This is a genomic window from Mycobacterium sp. 134, from assembly GCF_048282715.1.
GTDB classification, from domain to species: domain Bacteria; phylum Actinomycetota; class Actinomycetes; order Mycobacteriales; family Mycobacteriaceae; genus Mycobacterium; species Mycobacterium septicum.
On sequence record NZ_JBLVUN010000008.1, the window covers coordinates 2,363,307 to 2,385,085 of the forward strand.

The 21,779-nt window shown below is 67.7% G+C and carries 17 protein-coding genes; 13 read left to right on the forward strand and 4 right to left on the reverse strand.

Annotated features, from left to right (window positions below; all coding sequences use genetic code 11):
* Position 1 precedes the first annotated feature (1 nt).
* The 4 genes from ACNQVK_RS16060 to ACNQVK_RS16075 are packed head-to-tail and all read left to right on the forward strand — an operon-like array spanning position 2 to position 11,427.
* Positions 2-5,488, forward strand: coding sequence for an amino acid adenylation domain-containing protein (locus ACNQVK_RS16060; protein WP_418034182.1), 5,487 nt, complete (start codon positions 2-4; stop codon positions 5,486-5,488).
* The gene (locus tag ACNQVK_RS16065) at positions 5,485-9,921 is read left to right on the forward strand and encodes an amino acid adenylation domain-containing protein (protein ID WP_418030302.1); all 4,437 of its coding nucleotides are present in this window, start codon (positions 5,485-5,487) and stop codon (positions 9,919-9,921) included. The genes ACNQVK_RS16060 and ACNQVK_RS16065 overlap by 4 nt, the downstream gene beginning before the upstream one ends.
* The gene (gene mbtG, locus ACNQVK_RS16070) at positions 9,918-11,237 is read left to right on the forward strand and encodes an NADPH-dependent L-lysine N(6)-monooxygenase MbtG (RefSeq protein WP_418030303.1); all 1,320 of its coding nucleotides are present in this window, start codon (positions 9,918-9,920) and stop codon (positions 11,235-11,237) included. The genes ACNQVK_RS16065 and mbtG overlap by 4 nt, the downstream gene beginning before the upstream one ends.
* Positions 11,215-11,427, forward strand: coding sequence for an MbtH family protein (locus ACNQVK_RS16075; RefSeq protein ID WP_090431585.1), 213 nt, complete (start codon positions 11,215-11,217; stop codon positions 11,425-11,427). The genes mbtG and ACNQVK_RS16075 overlap by 23 nt, the downstream gene beginning before the upstream one ends.
* 21 nt (positions 11,428-11,448) lie before the next feature.
* On the opposite strand, the gene ACNQVK_RS16080 is transcribed toward ACNQVK_RS16075, so the two are convergent.
* Positions 11,449-11,763: a type II toxin-antitoxin system VapB family antitoxin gene (locus tag ACNQVK_RS16080; protein WP_039322059.1), complete on the reverse strand. Its 315-nt coding sequence runs from the start codon at positions 11,761-11,763 to the stop codon at positions 11,449-11,451.
* Positions 11,764-11,968: 205 nt separating this feature from the next.
* On the opposite strand from ACNQVK_RS16080, the gene hrcA reads away from it, so the two are divergent.
* The 9 genes from hrcA to era all read left to right on the forward strand — a co-directional run bounded on the left by hrcA (position 11,969) and on the right by era (position 20,332).
* Entirely contained in the window at positions 11,969-13,000 is a 1,032-nt protein-coding gene (gene hrcA / locus ACNQVK_RS16085) for a heat-inducible transcriptional repressor HrcA (RefSeq protein ID WP_090431583.1), read from the forward strand.
* 43 nt (positions 13,001-13,043) lie between these two features.
* Entirely contained in the window at positions 13,044-14,186 is a 1,143-nt protein-coding gene (gene dnaJ / locus ACNQVK_RS16090) for a molecular chaperone DnaJ (RefSeq protein ID WP_418030304.1), read from the forward strand.
* Positions 14,187-14,202: 16 nt separating this feature from the next.
* A complete protein-coding gene (locus ACNQVK_RS16095; RefSeq protein ID WP_418030305.1) occupies positions 14,203-14,952 on the forward strand; it encodes a 16S rRNA (uracil(1498)-N(3))-methyltransferase in 750 nt (249 codons plus the stop codon).
* Between the two features lie 38 nt (positions 14,953-14,990).
* The gene (locus ACNQVK_RS16100) at positions 14,991-15,755 is read left to right on the forward strand and encodes a hypothetical protein (protein WP_418030306.1); all 765 of its coding nucleotides are present in this window, start codon (positions 14,991-14,993) and stop codon (positions 15,753-15,755) included.
* Between the two features lie 337 nt (positions 15,756-16,092).
* Positions 16,093-17,139, forward strand: a complete 1,047-nt coding sequence (locus ACNQVK_RS16105) for a PhoH family protein (protein WP_418030307.1) — start codon at positions 16,093-16,095, stop codon at positions 17,137-17,139.
* 61 nt (positions 17,140-17,200) lie between these two features.
* The gene (gene ybeY, locus ACNQVK_RS16110) at positions 17,201-17,737 is read left to right on the forward strand and encodes an rRNA maturation RNase YbeY (RefSeq protein WP_418030308.1); all 537 of its coding nucleotides are present in this window, start codon (positions 17,201-17,203) and stop codon (positions 17,735-17,737) included.
* Positions 17,734-19,035, forward strand: a complete 1,302-nt coding sequence (locus tag ACNQVK_RS16115; RefSeq protein ID WP_418030309.1) for a hemolysin family protein — start codon at positions 17,734-17,736, stop codon at positions 19,033-19,035. The genes ybeY and ACNQVK_RS16115 overlap by 4 nt, the downstream gene beginning before the upstream one ends.
* The gene (locus tag ACNQVK_RS16120; protein ID WP_418030310.1) at positions 19,028-19,345 is read left to right on the forward strand and encodes a cytidine deaminase; all 318 of its coding nucleotides are present in this window, start codon (positions 19,028-19,030) and stop codon (positions 19,343-19,345) included. The genes ACNQVK_RS16115 and ACNQVK_RS16120 overlap by 8 nt, the downstream gene beginning before the upstream one ends.
* Before the next feature lie 78 nt (positions 19,346-19,423).
* Complete coding sequence (era, locus tag ACNQVK_RS16125; RefSeq protein ID WP_418030311.1) at positions 19,424-20,332, forward strand: GTPase Era; 909 nt, start codon at positions 19,424-19,426, stop codon at positions 20,330-20,332.
* Between the two features lie 23 nt (positions 20,333-20,355).
* On the opposite strand, the gene ACNQVK_RS16130 is transcribed toward era, so the two are convergent.
* The 3 genes from ACNQVK_RS16130 to ACNQVK_RS16140 form a co-directional block, all read right to left on the reverse strand.
* On the reverse strand, positions 20,356-20,508 hold the full coding sequence (locus ACNQVK_RS16130) for a hypothetical protein (RefSeq protein ID WP_418030312.1): 153 nt from the start codon (positions 20,506-20,508) through the stop codon (positions 20,356-20,358).
* A gap of 343 nt (positions 20,509-20,851) precedes the next feature.
* Complete coding sequence (locus tag ACNQVK_RS16135) at positions 20,852-21,400, reverse strand: hypothetical protein (protein WP_418030313.1); 549 nt, start codon at positions 21,398-21,400, stop codon at positions 20,852-20,854.
* A gap of 6 nt (positions 21,401-21,406) precedes the next feature.
* Positions 21,407-21,721 carry an ESX-1 secretion-associated protein gene (locus tag ACNQVK_RS16140; protein WP_418030314.1) on the reverse strand — a complete coding sequence of 105 codons (315 nt, stop codon included), beginning with the start codon at positions 21,719-21,721 and terminating at the stop codon, positions 21,407-21,409.
* Positions 21,722-21,779: the final 58 nt, after the last annotated feature.

Here is a 21,779-nt window from a genome sequence, read left to right on the forward strand (position 1 = left end):
CATGGTTAGTGCCGACTCGGCAGCCCCCCGCACCTCCGACGCGCGTCTGGAGCTGATGCGGCGCAGGCTTGCCGAACGGGGCCTGGCCTCGGCGTCGGGTGGGGAATCAGGGCAAGCCGCCGCGGGTACCGAAAGCTCGCCGGTCGATCCGACCGTGCTGTCGGACGGGCAACGCCGGATGTGGTTCGTGCAGGGATTCGACCCGAGCGGGGTACTGCTCAACATCTGCCTGTCCTACCGGCTCAGTGGGGTGATCGACGCCGAGCGGCTGCACGATGCGCTCAATGCGGTGGCACGTCGGCACCCGATCCTGCGCACCACGTATCGGGCCGACGAGAACGGCGAGCCCACCGCGACGGTCCACGATGACCTGACCCCGGGCTGGGCGGTCCACGATCTGTCCGACAAATCCGAGCGGGCACGCAAGCTGCGGCTGGAGGTGCTGGCCCAGCGCGAGTTCGGCACGGCCTTCGATCTGAGCAGCGACTCCCCGCTACGGATTTCGCTGATCAAGACCGGGCCGGCCGAACACGTGATGCTGCTCGTGGCGCACCACATCGCCTGGGACGACGGGTCGTGGCGGGTCTTCTTCGCCGACTTGACCCGGGCCTATTCCGGGGCGCAGCTTGACGAGACGCCGCGCGTGACGTCGGCCGCCGCCGGGGACGGCGGCGAGGACCTGGCGTACTGGCGTGAGGTGCTGGCGAGCCCACCGGAGCCGCTGGAACTGCCCGGCCCGTCGGGGTCGGTGGTTCCCAACGGTTTTCGGTCTCAGCGCAGTGCGGTGCGGTTGTCCGCCGAGACGGTTGCACGCGTGTCGGCGTTCGCCCGCGAAACCGGGGCCACGCCGTACATGGTCATGCTGGCCGCGTTCGGCGCGCTCATCCACCGCTACACCCACACCGACGATTTCCTGATCGCCACCCCGGTGCTCAACCGCGACACCGACGAAACCATCGGCTATTACGGCAACACCGTGGCAATGCGGCTGCGGCCGCAGGGCTCGGCCGGGTTCCGGGAACTCGTCGCGGCCACCCGGGACACCGCCATCGGTGCCTTCGCGCATCAACGCGTCAACCTCGACCGCGTGGTGGCCGAGCTCAACCCGGACAGGCGCCACGGTGCCGAGCGGATGACGCGGGTGAGCTTCGGGTTCCGTGAGCCCGACGGCGGCGGGTTCGCCCCGGAGGGCGTGACGAGCGAGCGTGCCGACCTGCGTGGCCAGCACACCCAGCTGCCGCTGGGTTTCATGGTCGAACTCGACGCAGCCGGTGCGGTGGTGGAGGCCGAGCATCTCACCGAGGTGATGGACGCCGAGCTGGCCGCACAGATGCTGCGGCACTTCGTCGTGCTGCTGGACAGTGCGCTCGCCGAGCCCGACCGGCCGCTGTCGCGGCTGGACCTGTTCACCGCCGAGGACGCCGAATGGGTGCGCGCGGTGTCCACCGGTGAGCGGTTCGAGACGCCGGCCACCACATTGGGTGCGCTGGTCACCGAGCAGGCCGCCCGCACCCCCGACGCCGTCGCGGTGGTCTACGAGGGCCGCCACTACACCTATCGCGAGATCAACGAGTCGGCGAACCGGTTGGCTCACTGGCTGATCGGGCAGGGGATCGGTACCGAGGACCGGGTGGCGGTGCTGCTGGAGAAGTCACCCGAACTGGTCATCACGGCGCTGGGCATCGTCAAGGCGGGTGCGGTATACCTGCCGGTCGACCCGACCTATCCCGAGGACCGACTCGCCTACATTCTCGAGGACTCCGATCCGAAAATCGTTCTGCGCGAGCCGGTCGACGGCCTGGAGAACTATCCGGCCACGGATCCGACCGACGCAGAGCGGGTTCGGCCGCTGCGCCCGGACAACACCGCGTACCTGATCTACACGTCGGGATCCACCGGCCTGCCCAAGGGCGTGCCGGTGCCACACCGGCCGATCGCGGAGTACTTCGTCTGGTTCGGGGGCGACTACCAGGTCACCGAGGACGAACGACTGCTGCAGGTGGCCTCGCAGAGCTTCGACGTGTCGATCGGCGAGATCTTCGGCATGCTCGCCGCCGGTGCACGCCTGGTGATTCCGAAGCCGGGCGGGCTGGGCGACATCGGATATCTCACCGATCTGCTGCGTGACGAGGGCATCACCTCGATGCACTTCGTCCCGTCGCTGCTGGGGCTGTTCCTGTCGCTGCCCGGTGTCAACGAGTGGCGCACGCTGCAGCGCGTACCGATCGGTGGCGAGGCACTGCCCGGGGAGATCGCCGACAAGTTCCTCGCCACGTTCGACTCCCTGCTGCACAACTTCTACGGGCCCACCGAAACGGTGCTCAACTGCACCCGCTACAAGGTGGAGGGCAAGCAGGGCGCGCGGATCGTGCCGATCGGCACGCCGAAGATCAACACCACGATCCACCTGCTCGACGATGCGCTGCAGCCGGTCCCGGTCGGCGTGATCGGTGAGATCTACATCGGCGGAACCCATGTCGCGCACGGCTATCACGACCGCCCGCGCCTCACCGCGGAGCGGTTCGTCGCCGATCCGTTCAATCCCGGCGGACGGATGTACCGATCGGGTGACCTGGCCCGGCGCAACGCCGACGGTGACATCGAATTCGTCGGCCGTGCCGACGAGCAGGTCAAGATCCGTGGCTTCCGAATCGAACTGGGCGAGGTCTCCGCGGCCATCTCCGTCGACCCGTCGGTGGGGCAGGCCGTGGTGGTGGTCAGCGACCTGCCGTCGCTGGGCAAGAGCCTCGTCGCCTACATCACGCCGGCCGCCGATGCCGAACAGGTGGAGGTCGACCGCATCCGCGCCAGGGTGACCGCCGCACTGCCCGAGTACATGATCCCGGCGGCGTTCGTCGAGCTGGCCGAGATCCCGATCACCGCGCACGGCAAGATCGATCGCCGGGCCCTGCCGGAGCCGGAGATCCGCTCGGCCACCGAGTTCCGCGCGCCGGACACCGAAACCGAACATGAGATCGTCGCCCTGTTCGGCGAGTTGCTCGAGCGGGACGGCGTCGGCGCGGACGACTCGTTCTTCGATCTGGGCGGTCACTCGCTGCTGGCCACCAAACTGGTTGCCGCGGTTCGGGCCCGCTGTGGTGTCGAACTCGGCGTGGCCGATGTTTTCGAGAACGCCACGGTGGCGGGCTTGGCGGCCAAGGTCGACGAACTGCGCGCATCGGGCCTCGGTGGCGGCCTGCCTGCCATCGTCGCCACCCCCCACGACGGCCCCGCGCAGATGTCGGCGGCCCAGCACCGGCAGTGGTTCCAGTTCCGCATCGACGGACCCAACCCGGTCAACAACGTGCCCTTCGCCGCACGACTGACCGGTCCCTGCGATGTCGAGGCACTGGCCACCGCGGTCAGCGACGTGGTCGCCCGCCACGAGATCCTGCGCACCACCTATCGCGAAATCGACGGTGTGCCTTATCAGGTGGTCCATCCCGCCGCTCCGGTCACGGTGCGCCGTGCCGACGGCACGGGCGAGGATTGGGTACAGGGCGAACTCGACGCCGAACGGCGCCACTGCTTCGACCTGGAGAACGAGTGGCCGGTCCGGGCCGCGATACTATCGCCCCGATACTCAAGTGATTCTTGCTCCTCGCGTCCGCAGCAAGTGCTCTCGCTGATCGTGCACCACATCGCCGCCGACCACTGGTCGGGCACAGTGCTGTTCACCGACCTGCTGACCGCCTACCACGCCCGCCGGGCCGGCCAGGCGCCCCAATGGGCAGCGCTGCCCGTGCAGTACGCCGACTTCGCGGCCTGGCAGGCCGAGGTACTCTCGGGCGCCGAGGAGCGTGTCGAGGAGCAACGCGCCTACTGGACAAAACAATTGGCGGGGCTGTCGGGGGAGCCGGACGTCGAGAACGGCCTGCAGCCGGACTTCCCGAGGCCGCCGGTGCCGACCGGTGAGGGCAAGGCACTCGACTTCACCATCGACGCGGCACTGCGGGGCAAGCTCGTCGAGCTCAGCCGTGAACTCGAAGTCACCGAGTTCATGGTGTTGCAGGCGGCCGTCGCCATCGCTCTACACAAGGCCGGTCAGGGCAGCGACATCGCGCTGGGTACCCCGGTGGCCGGGCGCACCGCGCCCGAACTCGACGCGCTGATCGGGTTCTTCATCAACATCGTGGTGCTGCGCAACGACCTGTCCGGCAATCCGACCCTGCGCGAGGTGCTGCGCCGTTCCCGCGACATGGCGCTGGCCGCCTACAAGCATCAGGACCTGCCGTTCGACCGGGTCGTCGACGCGGTCAGCCCGGTGCGGTCGCTGGCGCGCAACCCGCTGTTCGGGGTCGTGGTGCACGTGCGTGAGGACCTGCCCGCCGAGCAGGTCATCGACTCCGGTGCTGAGGGTGAAACCCGTTTCACCGCACTGGAACCCACCTTCGATGTGGCCCACGCCGATCTGTCGCTCAACTTCTTCGCCGAAGCCGGCGCCGGGTATCGGGCCACCGTCATCTACCGCACCGAGCTCTACGAGGCGGCCACCGCGCAGCGTCTCGTGGGCTGGCTGCACCGCATCGTCGAGGCTTTCGCCGGCGACGCCGACCAGACGGTGCGCGACATCGTCGTCTTGGATGCGGCCGAACGCGACCTGCTGGTCGATGACTGGAGCCGCAAGGCGGTACCGCCGGCCGGGCTGCCGCAAACCGAGGGCGCAGACCGCGTCTACCTGCTCGACGAATGGCGTCAACCGGTGGCCATCGGTGTCACCGGGGACGTCTACTACGCCGGTGGTGCGGTCGACGAGGCCGCCCGGGCCGCCGACGGCATTGCCGCACAGCGCTTCGCGCCCAATCCTTTCGGGCAGGGACAGCTGTACCGAACCGGGGATCGTGGTCGCTGGACCACCGACGGCCGGCTTGAGCCGATCATCACCGGTGAGTCCCGCCTGCAGGCCGCGCTGGAAGCGCTCGACGGCGTGGCGGTCGCGGCGACCAGGCATTGGGACGGGCGTGGCGCCGTCACACTGGCGGGCTACGTGGTGCTCGAGCCGGGAGTGTCCGACACCGAAACCTTCCTGGACAACGCGCGGACCGCGCTGCCCGAGGAGTTCGCCGGTGCCGTGCTCACCGTGGTCGACGACATCGAACCCGCTACTCTGACCCGTCCGCGAGCCACCGCGTCTGCTCCGTCCGAGCCGCCGGCCACCCCGACCGAGCACACGGTGGCAGCGATGCTGGTGGATCTCCTCGGTGCCACCGAGGTGGGGCGGTACGACGACTTCTTCACCCTCGGCGGTGACAGCATCTTGGCCGTGCAACTGGCGGCGCGTGCGCGCGATGCCGGCATGGCGATGACGGCACGCATGGTGTTCGAACATCCCGGGCTGGCCGACCTCGCCGCCGCGATCGACGCGGCGGGTGACGGCGCCGCAGCGGCCGACGTACGCCATGAGCCGATGTCCGCATCGGGCCTGTCTCCCGACGAACTGGCCGCGCTGACCGCGGGATGGGGACAGGACCAGGGGATCTCGACATGACGACAACCGGAACGCCGCCCGGCGTCGAGGATGTCCTGGCGCTCAGCCCACTGCAGCAGGGGCTGTACTCTCTGGCCGGGCTGACCGAGGGGGACGACGGCGCCGATCCGTATGTCATCGCGATGGCCGCCGACGTCGACGGGGCGCTGGACCCGGAGCTGCTGAGGACCTGCGCCGAGGCGATGCTGGTGCGTCATCCGAACCTGCGGGCCAGCTTCTTCCAGGGAAACCTGAGCCGCCCGGTGGCGGTGGTCCCGTCCGCGATCGAACTGCCCTGGCGGCATGTGCGGACCGATGACGCGCAGGCGGTCACGCTCGAGGCCGAAGAACGCGCCCGGCGGTTCGACCTCGGACGCGGGCCGCTGATCCGTTTCCTGCTCATCGAAAAGCCGGGCCGGCATTGGCGTCTGGTGATCGTTGCCCATCACATCGCGATCGACGGCTGGTCCCTGCCAGTCTTCGTCGGCGAACTGCTGGCGCTCTATGGAGCCAAGGGCGACGTAACCGCGCTGCCGTCCGCGGTGCGCCCGTATCGCGATTACATCGGCTGGCTGGCCGGGCGCGACCAGCAGGCCAGCCGGGCACGGTGGCAGGCCCATCTGTACGGCATGGATGCGCCCACACTGCTGTCTCCGGTGCTGGCCGGGCGGGAGACCCAGCCGGGCCTGCCTGCGCGCACCGAGGTGAGTCTCGACGAACAGCAGTCCACCGCGATCTTCGAGGCAGCCCGTCGCCGGGGCGTCACCGTCAACACCCTGTTCCAGATGGCCTGGGCAACAATCCTTTCAGTCTTCACCGACCGCACCGACGTGGTGTACGGCGTCACGGTGTCGGGGCGCCCGGACGAGCTGGCGGGCGTCGAGTCGATGGTCGGCCTGTTCATCAACACGGTGCCGCTGCGGGTCCGGGTCGACCCCAGCCTTCCGGCCGGCAGCCAGTGCCTTGCCCTGCAGCGCGAAGCCGCCGAATTGCGGGACCACAGCTACCTCAGCCACACCGAGTTGCGTTCGCTCGGCGGCATCGGCGAGCTGTACGACACCTTGCTCGTCTACGAGAACTTCCCGCCCGGCGGGCTGGTCGGCAGCGACGAGTTCGATCTCGGCGGAGCGGTGCTGCGGCCGTCGGCGCTGGAGAGCCTGTCGCACTTCCCGGTCACCATTGCCGCCCATCCCACCCACGGCCGGCTCACAGTGCTCGTCGAAACCCTCGACGGGGCACTGGGACTGCTCGATCCGCGTGCGCTGGGACTGCGGGTGCTGGCCGTCGTCCAGCGACTGTTGGACGGCTGGGAGCGTCCGCTGCGCGAGGTGGCCGTCACACTCGACGACGATCCGCAGCCGATCGGTGCGCCAACCGTTGCCGGTGATGACCGATTCCACACGGGCTTCCACACCGCGTTCAGTGAGACCGCCGAGGAGCGGCTCGGTTCGGTGGCTTTGAGTTGGGACGGGGGAGAACTCAGCTATCGCGAGCTCGACGATGCCGCCGATCGCCTGGCCGCCGAGCTGATCCGCCGTGGTGCGCGCGCGGAGACTCCGGTCCCCATCCGGTTGCGGCGAGGGCCCGACTACGTGGTGGCGATGCTCGCAGTACTCAAGGCGGGCGCGATGATCGTGCCGCTCGACCCGGCCATGCCCGAGGAACGCGTTGCCGAAATCCTGCGCCAGATCGGCGCGGCCCGGCCCGCACAGCTCATCGTCGACGACGCGCTCCTGGCGTCCGCCGGTTCCGAGCCGGGTGTCGACTACCGGCCCGCGCCGGTTCAGCCCGGCCAGGCCGCCTACATCGTGTTCACGTCCGGGACCACCGGAAAACCCAAGGGAGTCATCGGAACCCATAAGGCGCTGCGCGCCTATGCCGCCGATCACGCCCACCACGTGTTGCAACCCGCGGCCAAGCGTCTCGGCCGCCCGTTGCGGGTGGCGCACGCCTGGTCCTTCACTTTCGATGCGGCCTGGCAGCCGCTGGCGGCCCTGCTCGACGGGCACACCGTGCACATCGTCTCCGACGAGGTGCAGCGCGACGCCGAGGCGCTGGTGGACACCATCGGGCAGTTCGCGATCGACATGATCGACACCACGCCGTCGATGTTCGCCTCGCTGCGCGCCGCGGGGCTGCTCAGCCGGGTCCCGCTGGCGGTGCTCGCGCTCGGCGGCGAGGCCATCGACACCGCCACCTGGCAGGGGATCCAGGCCGAGTGCGAGCGCACCTGGATGTCGGCGCACAACTGCTACGGCCCCACCGAGACCACGGTGGAAGCCGTCGTCGCGGCGATCGCCGACCACGAGCAGCCGTGTATCGGCCATCCCACGGATTCGACCGCGGCCTATGTGCTCGACGGCTGGCTGCGTCCGGTTCCCGATGGTGTGTTCGGCGAACTGTATTTGGCCGGTGGTCAATTGACGCGCGGTTATCTGGGCAGGCCGGGCGAGACGTCGGGCCGGTTCGTCGCCGATCCGTTCACGCCGGGTGCCCGCATGTACCGCACCGGTGACGTGGTGCGCCGGAATCCGAAATCGAGTGCCATCGAGTTTCTCGGCCGCAGCGACGATCAGGTCAAGATCCGCGGCTTCCGCGTTGAACCCGGAGAGGTGGCCGCGACGCTGCACACCCATCCCGGGGTGCGGCATGCCCATGTGGCGGTACGTCAGCATCGCAGCGGGCCGCGACTCGTCGCGTACGTGGTCACCGACAGTACGGTCGCCGAGCTGCGCCGGATGCTGACCGCCACCCTGCCGAGACATCTGGTGCCCCACCACATCGTCGTCGTCGACGAGATCCCGCTGACCACCAACGGCAAGGTGGACGATGCCGCGCTGGCCGCGGTCAGCACGGGTGGCTCTGCCGAGGGGTCCGAGCATCCGGCCACCGAGACCGAGCGCGTGCTCGCCGAGGTACTGGCCGAAGTCCTGGGAACCTCCAAGGGTTCGGGTGTCGACGTGACCGCCGACTTCCTCGATCTCGGGTTGGACAGCATCGTGGCGCTGTCGGTCGTGCAAGCAGTGCGGCGCCGCGGTGTGGCACTGCGGGCCCGGTTGATGCTGGACTGCGCGACCGTTCGCGAACTCGCGGCCGCGATCGACGCCGATGCGGTCGCCGTCGAGCGCGCTGGCGATGCGGCCGACGAAGGGGCGGGGGGATCGGGCCCGATCCCGCTGCTGCCCAACGGGCGGTGGCTCTACCAGTACGGTGACCCCCGCCGGCTCGCCCAGACCGAGGTGTTCCGACTGCCTGCGGGCATCACCGGTGCGCAACTGGAAACGCTGTTGCGCAACGTGATCGACGGACACGAGGTGCTGCGCACCCGGCTGGACCATGAGGCCCTGGCCTTGGTCGCGCACCCACCCCGCGAGGTGCTTTCGGAGGCGACGGGGTCGGGTGACCTCAACGCCGCGGTGGCCGAGCAGGCCGAGCTCTCGGTGCAGCGCATGGATCCGGAGAATGGGTCGATGCTCGACGCGGTCTGGTTGCATCACCCACAGGCCGAAGGCGGCCTGCTGATCATGACCGCCCACGTGCTGGCGCTGGACCCGGCATCGTGGCGGATCCTGGTCGGTGAGCTCGAAAATGCCTGGCATGCACTGGCTTCCGGACGTGATCCGCTCCCGGTCCGCGAACACACCTCGCTGCGGCAGTGGTCACGTCTGCTCACCGAACGGGCGGCCGGGCTCGCGACTTGCGGCTTCTGGGAGCAGCAGTTCGAGGGCGACGACCCTGACATCGGTGCCCGCCGGATCGACCCCGACACCGACCGAATGGCCGACGTGACGATCACGATGGCCTTCGCCGAACCCGAATTGACCGCCCAGTTGTTGACCGGCGCGGTCCCGGTGACCGAGGTGCTGGCCGCGGCGACCGCTCGCGCCCTGACCGACTGGCGTCGGCACCGCGGCCAGCCGACCCCGGCGCCGTTGCTGGCGCTGGAGACCCACGGCAGGTCGGATGCGGTGGTGTCGGACCACGACGAGGTCGACACCGGCGACACGGCCGGTCTGCTCAGCATGATCTACCCGTTGCGCTTGGACGCCGACGGCGCCCGAGGTGTGGCTGCGCAGGTGGCAGCGATCCCCGGCGATGCCATCGACTACGGGCTGCTGCGTTACCTGCGCGCAGACACCGCCGAACGACTGGGAACGCATCGGGACCCGCAGGTGCTGCTCAACTATCTGGGCCGGATCGAGCTGGACGCATCCGATCACGCCCTTCTGCAGGACCGGTCATTGCAGACCGGAGTGACCCCGGTTCCAGAACCGAATGTCGCTGTGCGCCATGAACTGACGATCATGGCCGCGGTGATCGACCGCGACGGGTCAGCCGTGCTCGGCACCCAGTGGCGGTCCCTGCCAGACATCCTGTCCGCCGATGACATCGCCGCCCTGCAGGCGACGTGGCAGGACGCATTGCGAGAGGTGTTGCGAGAGGTGACCCAATGAGTGCCCCATCGGCCCCTACCCTGGCCGTCATCGGAGCCGGACCCAAGGCCATCGCGGTGGCCGCCAAAGCCGCCGAGTTGCGGGCGATGGGTGTGCCGGCCCCCGAGGTCGTCGTAGTCGAACGTGCCGGGGTGGCCGCCAACTGGCAGGCCGTCGGCGGTTGGACCGACGGCAACCATCGCCTCGGTACCGGACCCGAGAAGGACGTCGGCTTCCCGTACCGGTCCGCGCTGGTGCCGCGGCGCAACGCCGAACTCGACGAGCGGATGACCCGGCACAGTTGGCAGGCGTACCTGATCGCCACGGGTGGGTTCGCCGAATGGGTGGACCGCGGCAGGCCCGCACCGACCCACAAGCGGTGGAGCCAGTATCTGGGCTGGGTGGCCGATGACATCGGCATGACGGTGGTTTCCGGTGACGTGGAACGGATCTCGGTCGACGCCGGCGCCGGCAATTCGACCGATGCGCACCGGTGGGTTCTGCACACCGCCGATGACACCGTCAGTGCCGACGGTCTGATGGTCACCGGGCCCGGTCAGGCCGAGCGCTCGGTGCTTCCGGGCAACCCCCGGGTGATGTCCATCGCGCAGTTCTGGCATCAGGCCGGCAAGCACGAGATGATCACTGCCGAGCGGGTGGCGGTGATCGGCGGTGGTGAGACCGCCGCGTCGATGCTGAACGAGCTTTTCCGCCACCGGGTTTCGACAATCACGGTGATCTCGCCGACGGTCACCCTGTTCACCCGCGGCGAGGGATTCTTCGAGAACACCTTGTTCTCCGATCCGACCGGGTGGACCGGGCTCACCCTGGCCGAGCGCCGGGATGCGTTGGCCCGCACCGATCGTGGCGTGTTCTCGGCGCGTGTTCAAGATGCATTGCTGGCCGACGATCGGATCCGCCATCTCCGCGGCAGGGTCGCCCACGCGGTGGCTCGTGACGAGCGGATCCGGCTGACGCTGTCCACCAACACCGGGGGCGAGGCGGTCGAAACCGTGCACGGCTTCGATCTGGTGATCGACGGGTCGGGCGCCGACGCGTTGTGGTTCGCCCCGTTGTTCAGCCAGGACGCCCTGGACCTGCTCGAGCTGGGCCTGGGCGGTCCGCTGAGCGGAGAATCCCTGCAGGAGCACATCGGTCACGACCTGGCTCTGACCGATGTCTTCCCCAAGTTGTTCCTTCCGGGGCTGGCCGGGCTCACCCAGGGCCCCGGCTTCCCGAACCTGAGCTGCCTTGGCCTGTTGTCCGACCGGGTGCTGGGTGCAGACCTGGCCCACCCCTCTATGAGGAGACTCGATGAGTTCCAATCCGTTCGATGACGAGAACGGCACGTTCCTTGTACTGGTCAACGATGAGGAGCAGCACAGCCTGTGGCCGGCGTTCGCCGATGTGCCGGCCGGCTGGCGCGTGGTCTTCGGTGAAGCCGGCCGCGACGAGTGCCTGAGCTACGTCGAGGCGAACTGGACGGATCTGCGGCCGGGCAGCCTGCGTGAGGCGATGGCGAACTAGGGGACAGCCGGCCGACGGCGGTTACGCCGGGCTGGGCGCGAGCGCGTCCATGTCGAACACCCGGGCGTGCAGGATGGTGCGGTTCCGCAGCGCCGCGCGAACGGCCCGGTGCAGGCCGTCTTCCAGGTAGATGTCACCGCGCCACTTCACGGCGTGCGGGAAGAGGTCGCCGTAGAACGTCGAGTCCTCGGACAGCAGCCGATCCAGGGCCAGCACCGTGGTGGTGGTGACGAGCTCGTCGAGGCGCAACTGGCGCGGCGGGATACGGGACCAGTCCCGGTAGGACAGCCCGTGTTCCGGGTAGGGTTTGCCCTCCTGGACGCCTTTGAAAATCATCGCCGGCCCGCGTCCGTCGCACTGTCGCGCGGTGTTGCCATCGGCATAGGTGCCTAGGCTAATACGTTCTCGGGTTGTTGCCTGCGCCGGTATCGCTCGGCGTAATTATCCCCAGCGCCCGCTGCGAATCGGTAAACCCGCTGCTGATCAGTAAAATGAACCGAGCAAAACAAAGTCATCGCTGTGGCGAAGGGTAGGTGAACTGGTGGGGAGTGCCGACGAACGTCGTTTCGAGGTGCTGCGCGCCATCGTCGCCGACTTCGTGGCCACCAAGGAGCCCATCGGCTCCAAGACGCTGGTGGAGCGTCACAACCTCGGAGTGTCCAGCGCCACGGTCCGCAACGACATGGCGGTGCTGGAAGCCGAGGGCTACATTGCCCAGCCGCACACCAGCTCGGGCCGGGTGCCCACCGAGAAGGGCTACCGCGAGTTCGTCGACCGGATCGACAACGTCAAGCCGTTGTCCTCGTCGGAACGTCGCGCGATCCTGTCGTTCCTGGAGTCCGGGGTCGACCTGGACGACGTGCTGCGGCGCGCGGTGCGGCTGCTCGCGCAGCTGACCCGGCAGGTCGCGATCGTGCAGTACCCGACACTGTCCACCTCGTCCGTGCGTCACCTCGAGGTGGTCGCGCTGACCCCGGCGCGGCTGCTGCTGGTGGTCATCACCGATTCGGGCCGGGTCGATCAGCGCATCGTGGAGCTCGGTGACGCCATCGATGAGCATGAGCTGGCCAAACTGCGCGAGATGCTGGGGCAGGCGCTCGAGGGCAAGCCGCTGACCGCGGCATCGATCGCGGTCAGCGATCTGGCCACGCACCTCAACGGTCATGGCGCGCTGGCCGATGCTGTCGGCCGGTCGGCGACCGTGCTGGTCGAGACGCTCGTCGAGCACACCGAGGAACGACTGCTACTCGGCGGAACCGCCAACCTGACCCGCAACACCGCTGATTTCGGCGGATCGCTGCGGTCGGTGTTGGAGGCGCTGGAGGAGCAGGTGGTGGTGCTGAGGTTGTTGGCGGCCCAGCAGGAAGCGGGCAAGGTAACCGTGCGGATCGGTCATGAGACCGAGGCCGAACAGATGCTGGGAACGTCGGTGGTGAGTACGACGTACGGCAGTTCGGGCAAGGTGTACGGCGGAATGGGTGTGGTGGGTCCCACTCGAATGGACTATCCGGGAACCATCGCCAATGTCGCGGCGGTTGCTCTGTACATCGGCGAAGTCCTAGGAACCCGGTAAATCAGCCGGTTCGTCCGGCATAGAAAGGTCAGGCAAGGTCAGCGTGGCACGCGATTATTACGGCTTGCTCGGAGTGAGCAAAGGCGCGAGCGATTCGGAGGTCAAACGTGCCTACCGGCGGCTGGCGCGTGAGCTGCACCCCGACGTCAACCCCGACGAGGAAGCGCAGGCCCGGTTCACCGAGATCCAGGTCGCCTATGAGGTGCTCTCGGATCCGGAGAAGCGCCGCATCGTCGACATGGGCGGCGACCCGATGGAATCGGTGGGCGGAGCGCCCGGCGGATTCAGCGGGTTCGGTGGTCTGGGCGATGTGTTCGAGGCGTTCTTTGGTGGTGGCACCGCGTCGCGCGGCCCGGTCGGCCGGGTGCGGCCCGGCGCCGATTCGCTGCTGCGGATGCGGCTGGACCTGGCGGAGTGCGCCACCGGCGTGACCAAGCAGGTGACCGTGGACACCGCGGTGCTGTGCGATCTGTGCCACGGCAAGGGCACCAACGGCAATTCCACTCCCGTCGCCTGCGACACCTGTGACGGTCGCGGTGAGATCCAGACCGTGCAGCGCTCGCTGCTCGGCCAGGTGATGACCACCCGTCCGTGCCCGGTCTGCGGGGGAATCGGTGAGGTCATTCCCGATCCGTGCCACCGCTGCGGCGGCGACGGCAGGGTGCGCGCCCGACGCGAGATCAGCGTCAAGATCCCGGCCGGTGTCGGCGACGGCATGCGGGTACGGCTGGCCGCGCAAGGCGAGGTCGGACCCGGCGGCGGGCCCGCCGGTGACCTCTACGTCGAGGTCCACGAGAAGCAGCACGAAATCTTCGTCCGCGACGGCGACGATCTGCACTGCACCGTCTCGGTACCGATGGTCGACGCCGCACTGGGCACCACGGTCACCGTCGACGCCATTCTCGACGGGCCCACCGAACTGACCATCGCCGCGGGCACCCAGCCCGGCTCGGTGACCACACTGCGGGGCCACGGCATGCCGCATCTGCGTTCCGGGGTGCGCGGTGACCTGCACGCCCACATCGACGTGGTGGTGCCGTCGCGGCTGGACAGCACCGATACCGACCTGCTGCGCAAGCTGAAGGAAAACCGCAGCCGCGACGCCGCGGAGGTGCGCTCGACGCAGGCCGCGGCGAGTTCCGGCGGCCTGTTCAGCCGGCTGCGCGAGACGTTCTCCGGCCGCTGACGCCGCGGGCCACCCCATGAGCACAGCGCTTTTCTACGTCGACGCGCTGCCGGGCGCGGGGGAGCTCGCTGTCGTCGACGGTGACGAGGGCTTCCACGCGTCCAATGTGCGGCGCATTCGCGTCGGCGAACAGATCGATCTCAGCGACGGCACCGGGGTGCTGGCGCACTGTGTCGTCGAAGAGACCGCCAAGGGCCGGTTGTCGGCGCGGGTGACCGAGCGGGTCGCCATCGCGGTCCCGCGCCCGACGGTCACCGTGGTGCAGGCGCTGCCCAAATCCGATCGTTCAGAGCTGGCCGTCGAGCTGGCGACCGAGGCAGGTGCGGACGGCTTTGTCGCGTGGCAGGCGACTCGGTGCGTGGCCCGCTGGGACGGCCCGAAGGTGGACAAGGGCCTGCGGCGCTGGGAGGCGGTGGTTCGTTCGGCGGCCCGGCAGTCGCGCCGGGCGTACGTCCCCGCTGTCGAGGGCGTGGTCTCGACGTCGGCGCTCACCCAGCGCGTCGCCGACGCTGTGGCCGGCGGCGCGGTGGTGCTGGCACTCCACGAGTCGGCCACCGAGCCCTTTGCCGAACTGCCACTGGCCCAAGCGGATTCACTGATGCTCATCGTCGGGCCGGAAGGCGGGATCGCCGACGAGGAGATCGCAGCGCTGACCGGGGCCGGCGCGAAGGCTGTTCGGCTGGGCCCGACAGTGCTGCGCACGTCGACGGCTGCGGCCGTGGCGCTGGGAGCGATCGGTGCGCTGACGGCGCGCTGGGAGATTTAGCGCCAACTGCGGGCCTGGCCAGGCATTACGCTCCATTTGTGAGTTTCCCGCCGCAAGGCCCGCAGCCGCCCTATGGACAGCCTCCTTACGGGCAGCAGCCCCCGCACTGGCCACCGCCGCAGGGGCAGCCGTGGCAGGGCCAAGCGTGGCACGGGCAGGCGGGCGCCCCGCCCCCGTACGGTCAGCCGCCGCAGTGGTCCCCGGCGCGGCCACCGATACGGCCCAAGAAATCGGGGCTCGCCATCGCGATCGTTGCCGTCATCGCTGTTGTGGGCATCTCGTTCGTCGGGTTCATGGGGTACGAGGTCGTCAAGGTGGCCGGTGAGGGGCAGGACCGGGTTGCCAGTTCGGCATCTGATTTCTCATCTGTGTGCGAGAACGACCGGATCAGCAACGCCGCGGACTATGGCAAGCCGTACAACGTCGTCGCCTTCTTCAAAGGTCTCGGCATCGTGGACGAAATCTGGCTGCCGGTCGCCGGCGACAAATGGAGCTCGTCCGACGAGTTCACCAAGATCAATGTCGTTGCCTGCCTGGATCGAAAAAAGGGCAGCGAGGTGAAATCCACGTCGTGCGTCGACGACGACGACGGGAACCGCACCACGGTCGACTATTACTCGGTCGAATATGAGGTCACCTTCCGCGAGGCCAAGACCGGCAAGGTGGTCAAGAGCGGGGGAACAGTGACCGGTACCGCCGGAAGCTGCCCCTTCATCGCCACCTACGATCGCGGGTCTCGGAAGATGTACGCCAGGCCCGACGACGATGCGGTGCAGGCTTCGTTGGGCGCCTTCGCGGGCTGATCCGACGCCGATCCAGGTTCTGATGTCGCCTCCGCGCACTGCGACGAGAGTGCAGCTTTTTGTGCCGACGCGGCGGAAACGTCGCAACAGGCGACACACTCGGCGCAGGGTCTGGCAGGTCACAACACCGGAAGGTTCGCGAGCCACCCGGATTGGCCGCGCCATCGCGCTGACCTGTGTGTTCACCCGGCCGGCCAGTTCGGCCCGTCCACCGCGCGGCACCGATCGCCATCAGCCTGCTTAACCATTGGGGCGTGTCGTTGACCAGCGGTAAACTGGCAACAGTACGACGGCAGCCAGCCGTCTTGAAAACACGGAAAGCAGGCACAAACTCCACGTGACGCCCCGCGACACGACCGCTGACTCGTCGGCCACCGCATCGGAATCTGTCCGCAGCAGCATCACCGTTCCGCCCGACATAATCGTGGGCCTGCTCGGCTCCGCTGATGAGAATCTACGGGCACTCGAAAGACTTCTGACCGCCGACATTCACGCCCGCGGCAACGAGATCACCTTCACCGGCGAGCCTGCCGACGTGGCATTGGCCGAACGTGTGGTTGCCGAGCTGATCGCCGTCGCCTCCAGTGGACAGGCGGTGACGCCCGAGGCCGCGCGGCACAGCGTCGCGATCCTCACCGGCACCGAAGACGAGTCGCCGGCCGAGGTGCTGACGCTCGACATCCTGAGCCGCCGCGGCAAGACCATCCGGCCCAAGACGCTCAACCAGAAGCGCTACGTCGACGCCATCGATGCGCACACCATCGTGTTCGGCATCGGCTCTGCCGGTACCGGCAAGACGTACCTGGCGATGGCCAAGGCGGTGAGCGCCCTGCAGACCAAGCAGGTCAGCCGGATCATCCTGACCCGCCCCGCGGTGGAAGCCGGTGAGCGCCTTGGTTTCCTGCCCGGCACGTTGAGCGAGAAGATCGATCCGTATCTTCGCCCGCTCTATGACGCACTGCACGACATGATGGACCCCGAGCTCATTCCGAAACTGATGAGCGCCGGGGTGATCGAGGTCGCGCCGCTGGCATACATGCGCGGCCGGACCTTGAATGACGCATTCATCATCCTCGACGAGGCGCAGAACACCACCGCCGAACAGATGAAGATGTTCCTGACCCGTCTCGGGTTCGGATCCAAAGTCGTTGTCACCGGCGACATTACGCAGGTTGACCTGCCCGGCGGCAATACCTCGGGCCTGCGCGCGGCGATGAACATCCTCGACGGTATCGACGACATCCATTTCGCCGAACTCACCAGTGCCGACGTGGTCCGCCACCGCCTGGTGTCCGAGATCGTCGACGCCTACGCCCGACATGAGGAGCCGGCCTTGCTCAACCGTGCCCAACGCCGTTCACCGAACGGACGGCCCCGCCGATGAGCAACGCTTGCGGAGCGAATCAACGGACGGTGCGCGGGACTCGAATCTGCGGGGGAACCGCATGAGCATCGAGGTATCCAACGAGTCGGGCATCGATGTCTCCGAGGACGAACTGATCAGCGTCGCGCGTTTCGTCATCGCCAAGATGGACGTGCATCCGGCCGCCGAACTGTCGATGGTGCTGTTGGACAGTGCCGCGATGGCCGACCTGCACATGCGGTGGATGGACCTGCCGGGGCCCACCGACGTGATGAGCTTCCCGATGGACGAGCTGGAGCCGGGAGGCCGACCGGACTCACCCGAGCCGGGTCCGTCCATGCTCGGCGACATCGTGTTGTGCCCGGAATTCGCCGAGCAGCAGGCCACCAAGGCTGGGCACTCGCTCGGCCAGGAGCTGGCGCTGCTGACCGTGCACGGGGTGCTGCATCTGCTCGGCTACGACCATGCCGAGCCGGACGAGGAAAAAGAGATGTTCGCGCTGCAGCGTCAGCTCCTCGAGGAGTGGGTGGCTGATCAGGTCGAGGCCTATCACGCCGACCGGCAGAGCCAGAAAGATCAGCGCCTGCTGGACAAGTCCCGATACTTCGACGAACCGTGACCGGCTTACTTCCGCTGCTCGGCGCCGTGGTTCTCGTCGGGTTCGGGGGCCTGTTCGCGGCCATCGACGCCGCGCTGTCCACCGTCTCGATCGCGCGGATCGAAGAGCTTGTCCGCGACGAACGTCCCGGCGCTGCACGGCTCAGCCGGGTCGTCGCCGAACGGCCCCGGTATATCAATCTTGTTGTGTTGCTGCGGATCACCTGCGAGATCAGCGCCACGGTCCTCCTCGTGTCCTTCCTCGACGGGCACCTCGGTGTCAGCTGGGGTCTGGTTGCCTCGGCCGCGATCATGGTGGTGACGAGCTTCGTGGCCATCGGCGTCGGCCCGCGCACGGTCGGCAGGCAGAACGCCTACTCCATCGCGTTGATCTCGGCGCTGCCGCTGCAGGCGATCTCGGTGTTGCTCACCCCGATCAGCCGGCTGCTCGTGTTGATCGGTAACGCGCTTACTCCCGGCCGCGGCTTCCGCAACGGACCGTTTGCCTCTGAGATCGAGCTACGTGAAGTCGTCGACCTGGCCCAGCAGCGCGGCGTGGTGGCCGACGAGGAACGCCGGATGATCCAGTCGGTGTTCGAGCTCGGCGACACCCCGGCCCGCGAGGTCATGGTGCCGCGCACCGAGATGGTGTGGATCGAAAGTGACAAATCGGCAGGTCAAGCGACGTCACTGGCGGTGCGCAGCGGACATTCCCGCATCCCGGTGATCGGGGAGAACGTCGACGACATCGTCGGCGTGGTCTACCTGAAAGACCTTGTCCAGCAGACGTATTACTCGACCAACGGCGGTCGTGACACCAACGTCGCGCAGGTGATGCGCCCGGCGGTGTTCGTCCCGGATTCCAAACCACTCGACGAACTGCTCAACGAGATGCAGCGCGACCGCAACCACATGGCCCTGCTCGTCGACGAGTACGGCGCGATCGCCGGCCTGGTCACGATCGAGGACGTGCTGGAGGAGATCGTCGGCGAGATCGTCGACGAGTACGACGCCGGTGAGGTGGTTCCGGTCGAGGATCTCGGTGACCGGCAGTACCGGGTGTCGGCACGGCTGCCGATCGAAGATCTCTGCGAACTCTACGAAATGGAGTTCGACGAGGATCTCGACGTGGACACCGTCGGCGGCTTGGTGGCCTTCGAATTGGGCCGGGTGCCGCTGCCCGGCGCCGAAGTCACGTGGGACGGCCTGAGGCTGCGCGCCGAGGGGGATTCCGACCACCGTGGACGGGTGCGGATCGGCACAATTCTGGTCAGCCCGGCTGAATCTGAGAAACAGGAGACCCGAGGTACCGATGACTGAGCTCGAGGCAGAAGACAACAAGCTCGTGGTGCTGGCCCGCGGGGCGATGGGCCGGGCCGAGGCGTCAGTGGGCGCGGCGGTGCGCGACCAGGACGGCCGTACCTATGCGGGCGCCCCGGTGACCCTGGCGGCGCTGCAGCTGACTGCGTTGCAAGCGGCGGTGGCTGCCGCGGTGTCCAGCGGTGCCACCGGGCTCGAGGCCGCAGTGCTGGTCGGCGGTGCCGCTGACGACGCGGGTGTCGCGGCGGTGCGGGAACTGTCCGCCGACGCCGCGGTGATCGTCACCGATCGGGCGGGAACACCGCTGTGACGCCGCCGAGACTGCGCTCAGATCGTGTTTCAGGTGCAGATTGCGATCTCACCGCAGTTTCGGTGATGGGGGAGAACGATGAGTGAGTTCCGTTCCGGTTTCGTCTGTTTCGTCGGCCGGCCCAACACCGGCAAGTCGACGCTGACCAACGCGCTGGTGGGCCAGAAGGTCGCGATCACCTCGAACCGGCCGCAGACCACCCGGCACACCATCCGCGGCATCGTGCACCGTGAGGACTTCCAGATCATCCTGGTCGACACCCCGGGGCTGCACCGTCCGCGCACGCTGCTCGGGCAGCGGCTCAACGACCTGGTCAAGGACACCTACTCCGAGGTCGACGTGATCGGTCTGTGCATCCCCGCCGATGAGCGCATCGGTCCCGGTGATCGCTGGATCTATCAGCAGATTCGCGCGGTCGCGCCCAGGACCACGCTGATCGCTGTCGTCACCAAGATCGACAAGGTGCCCAAGGACCGGGTCGCCGAACAATTGATGGCCGTCAGCGAACTCCTGGGGCCCGATGCCGACATCGTGCCGGTCTCGGCCACTGCCAACGAACAACTCGACGTGCTCACCGATGTCCTCGTCTCCAAACTTCCGCCGGGGCCCGCGTACTACCCCGACGGCGAGCTCACTGACGAGCCCGAGGAAGTGCTGATGGCCGAGCTCATCCGCGAGGCGGCGCTGGAAGGCGTGCGCGACGAGCTTCCGCACTCGTTGGCGGTGGTCATCGAGGAGGTTTCGGAAAGGCCAGGGCGGGAAGACGACAATCCCCTGATCGACGTGCACGCGATCCTCTACGTCGAGCGCGACAGCCAGAAGGGCATCGTGATCGGCAAGGGCGGCGCGCGGCTGCGCGAGGTCGGTACCGCCGCCCGGACTCAGATCGAAAAGCTGCTCGGCACAAAGGTTTATCTCGACCTGCGGGTCAAGATCGCCAAGAACTGGCAGCGCGATCCCAAGCAGCTGGGTCGCCTGGGCTTCTGACCGGCCCGGCAGGCGCGTCGCCGCTATTTGCTTATCAACACCACAATCGCGATCAGGATCGCGATCCCGAGAATCCCTACGCCGACAAGGATCAGCGCGGTCTTGACGCGATCTCGTGCGCTGTCGCCCAGTCCGTGTGACGTGGAGCCGCTGAAGACATTCAACAGCGCCTCCATGAGCTGCCATCCCCACGAATTACCGTCGTTCCGCTTGGCGCCCTGTTGCTCGGCTGTGGTGGGCGGTGGGTAATACGGCGGTTGTGGCTGGGCGCCGTGAGGTGCAGCGGGCGGGTAGCCACCGTTGGGTGCAACGTTGGGCGGATAACCGTATCCGTAGGGTCCGGGCGGCGCGGGCGGATACGGCCCCCGCGGAGGTTGCTGCTGGGGATGGTACGGATCCGGATAGCTCACTGCGGCAGCCCCCTTGCCCTACTCGATAGCCTGCAAAATCCTAACTGACCGACGAACTTGGGCCGATCAGCATCGTGGCCCCGGTCGCTGTCCGCGTCGCTGTCGACGATCAATGTTCGCCTCGCAGATACTCCGCCATGGCCTCGGCTTGGGCCGCCTCGGACTGTGCCGGTGTAGGCAGGTCGGTGATGTCGTCGATGAACTGCGCGGCGACATCGGGATCCATTCCCTGATACATGAGCAGGCTTTGGACCATCGCGCGCTGGATGGCCCGGCCTTGTAGGTTCGCCAGCTTGGCGGTGACCATGATGTCGCGTGCGAGGTCCGATTCGGTCATCGTGGTGATCGACGAGGACAGCTCGATCCGGTTGATCGCGCCCGAGATCGTGGCTTGCGCGGTTATCGTTCCGGCCGCGTTGGTTACGCCAAAGGTGACAGGTCCCGGGGTGTCGTCCGAATCGTCGTCAACGGGTATGGCCGGTGCGGAGGTATCAGCCGTCGAAGCGGCGGGGGTTTCGTCGACGGTGTACGCGTCGAGCCCGGACAGGTCGTCGTGGTCGTCGTCACTGCGTCCAGCGTCGCCGAAATCCAGAGCATCGAGTTCCCTCGGGAACTGTTCGTCATCGGGATCTGGATCGTCCCAGGTGTGATCGGGCATGGGTGATCAGCAGTGCATGGTCCGGCCGAGGCTGCCGGATTCTTGCGCGTCGGTCTGGTCATACTGCGAAGCCGCGCTGGTCAGCTTCTGGGACAGGTCGTTGGACGTATTCATCATCGTTTCGGCAGCGGACTTGCGCGCCTCGTTCGCTTCGCACAGTGCCTGTTGAGACGACCAGCAGATCGGTCCGTGCGTTGCCAGCACCTTCCATTCCACGAACGACGTCGTATCGCCCGCTGCGGAGAATCCGGCGGCGGCCGCGTCATGCGTGGTCGACATGTCTCGGAGATCCGAAGTGAGAACGTTCAATTCGTCGGACATGAATTGCTTCTTTCCCGGTTAGAGGTTCGTTGTGAGATGCCGAGGTGCGGTCGGACTC

Excerpts from the sequence above, each read along its gene's own strand:
- ACNQVK_RS16060 (WP_418034182.1), top strand. The coding sequence starts at position 2 with ATGGTTAGTGCCGACTCGGCAGCCCCCCGCACCTCCGACGCGCGTCTG.
- ACNQVK_RS16065 (WP_418030302.1), top strand. The coding sequence starts at position 5,485 with ATGACGACAACCGGAACGCCGCCCGGCGTCGAGGATGTCCTGGCGCTC.
- mbtG (WP_418030303.1), top strand. The coding sequence starts at position 9,918 with ATGAGTGCCCCATCGGCCCCTACCCTGGCCGTCATCGGAGCCGGACCC.
- ACNQVK_RS16075 (WP_090431585.1), top strand. The coding sequence starts at position 11,215 with ATGAGTTCCAATCCGTTCGATGACGAGAACGGCACGTTCCTTGTACTG.
- ACNQVK_RS16080 (WP_039322059.1), bottom strand. The coding sequence starts at position 11,763 with ATGATTTTCAAAGGCGTCCAGGAGGGCAAACCCTACCCGGAACACGGG.
- ACNQVK_RS16095 (WP_418030305.1), top strand. The coding sequence starts at position 14,203 with ATGAGCACAGCGCTTTTCTACGTCGACGCGCTGCCGGGCGCGGGGGAG.
- ybeY (WP_418030308.1), top strand. The coding sequence starts at position 17,201 with ATGAGCATCGAGGTATCCAACGAGTCGGGCATCGATGTCTCCGAGGAC.
- ACNQVK_RS16120 (WP_418030310.1), top strand. The coding sequence starts at position 19,028 with ATGACTGAGCTCGAGGCAGAAGACAACAAGCTCGTGGTGCTGGCCCGC.
- era (WP_418030311.1), top strand. The coding sequence starts at position 19,424 with ATGAGTGAGTTCCGTTCCGGTTTCGTCTGTTTCGTCGGCCGGCCCAAC.
- ACNQVK_RS16130 (WP_418030312.1), bottom strand. The coding sequence starts at position 20,508 with ATGGAGGCGCTGTTGAATGTCTTCAGCGGCTCCACGTCACACGGACTG.
- ACNQVK_RS16135 (WP_418030313.1), bottom strand. The coding sequence starts at position 21,400 with ATGCCCGATCACACCTGGGACGATCCAGATCCCGATGACGAACAGTTC.
- ACNQVK_RS16140 (WP_418030314.1), bottom strand. The coding sequence starts at position 21,721 with ATGTCCGACGAATTGAACGTTCTCACTTCGGATCTCCGAGACATGTCG.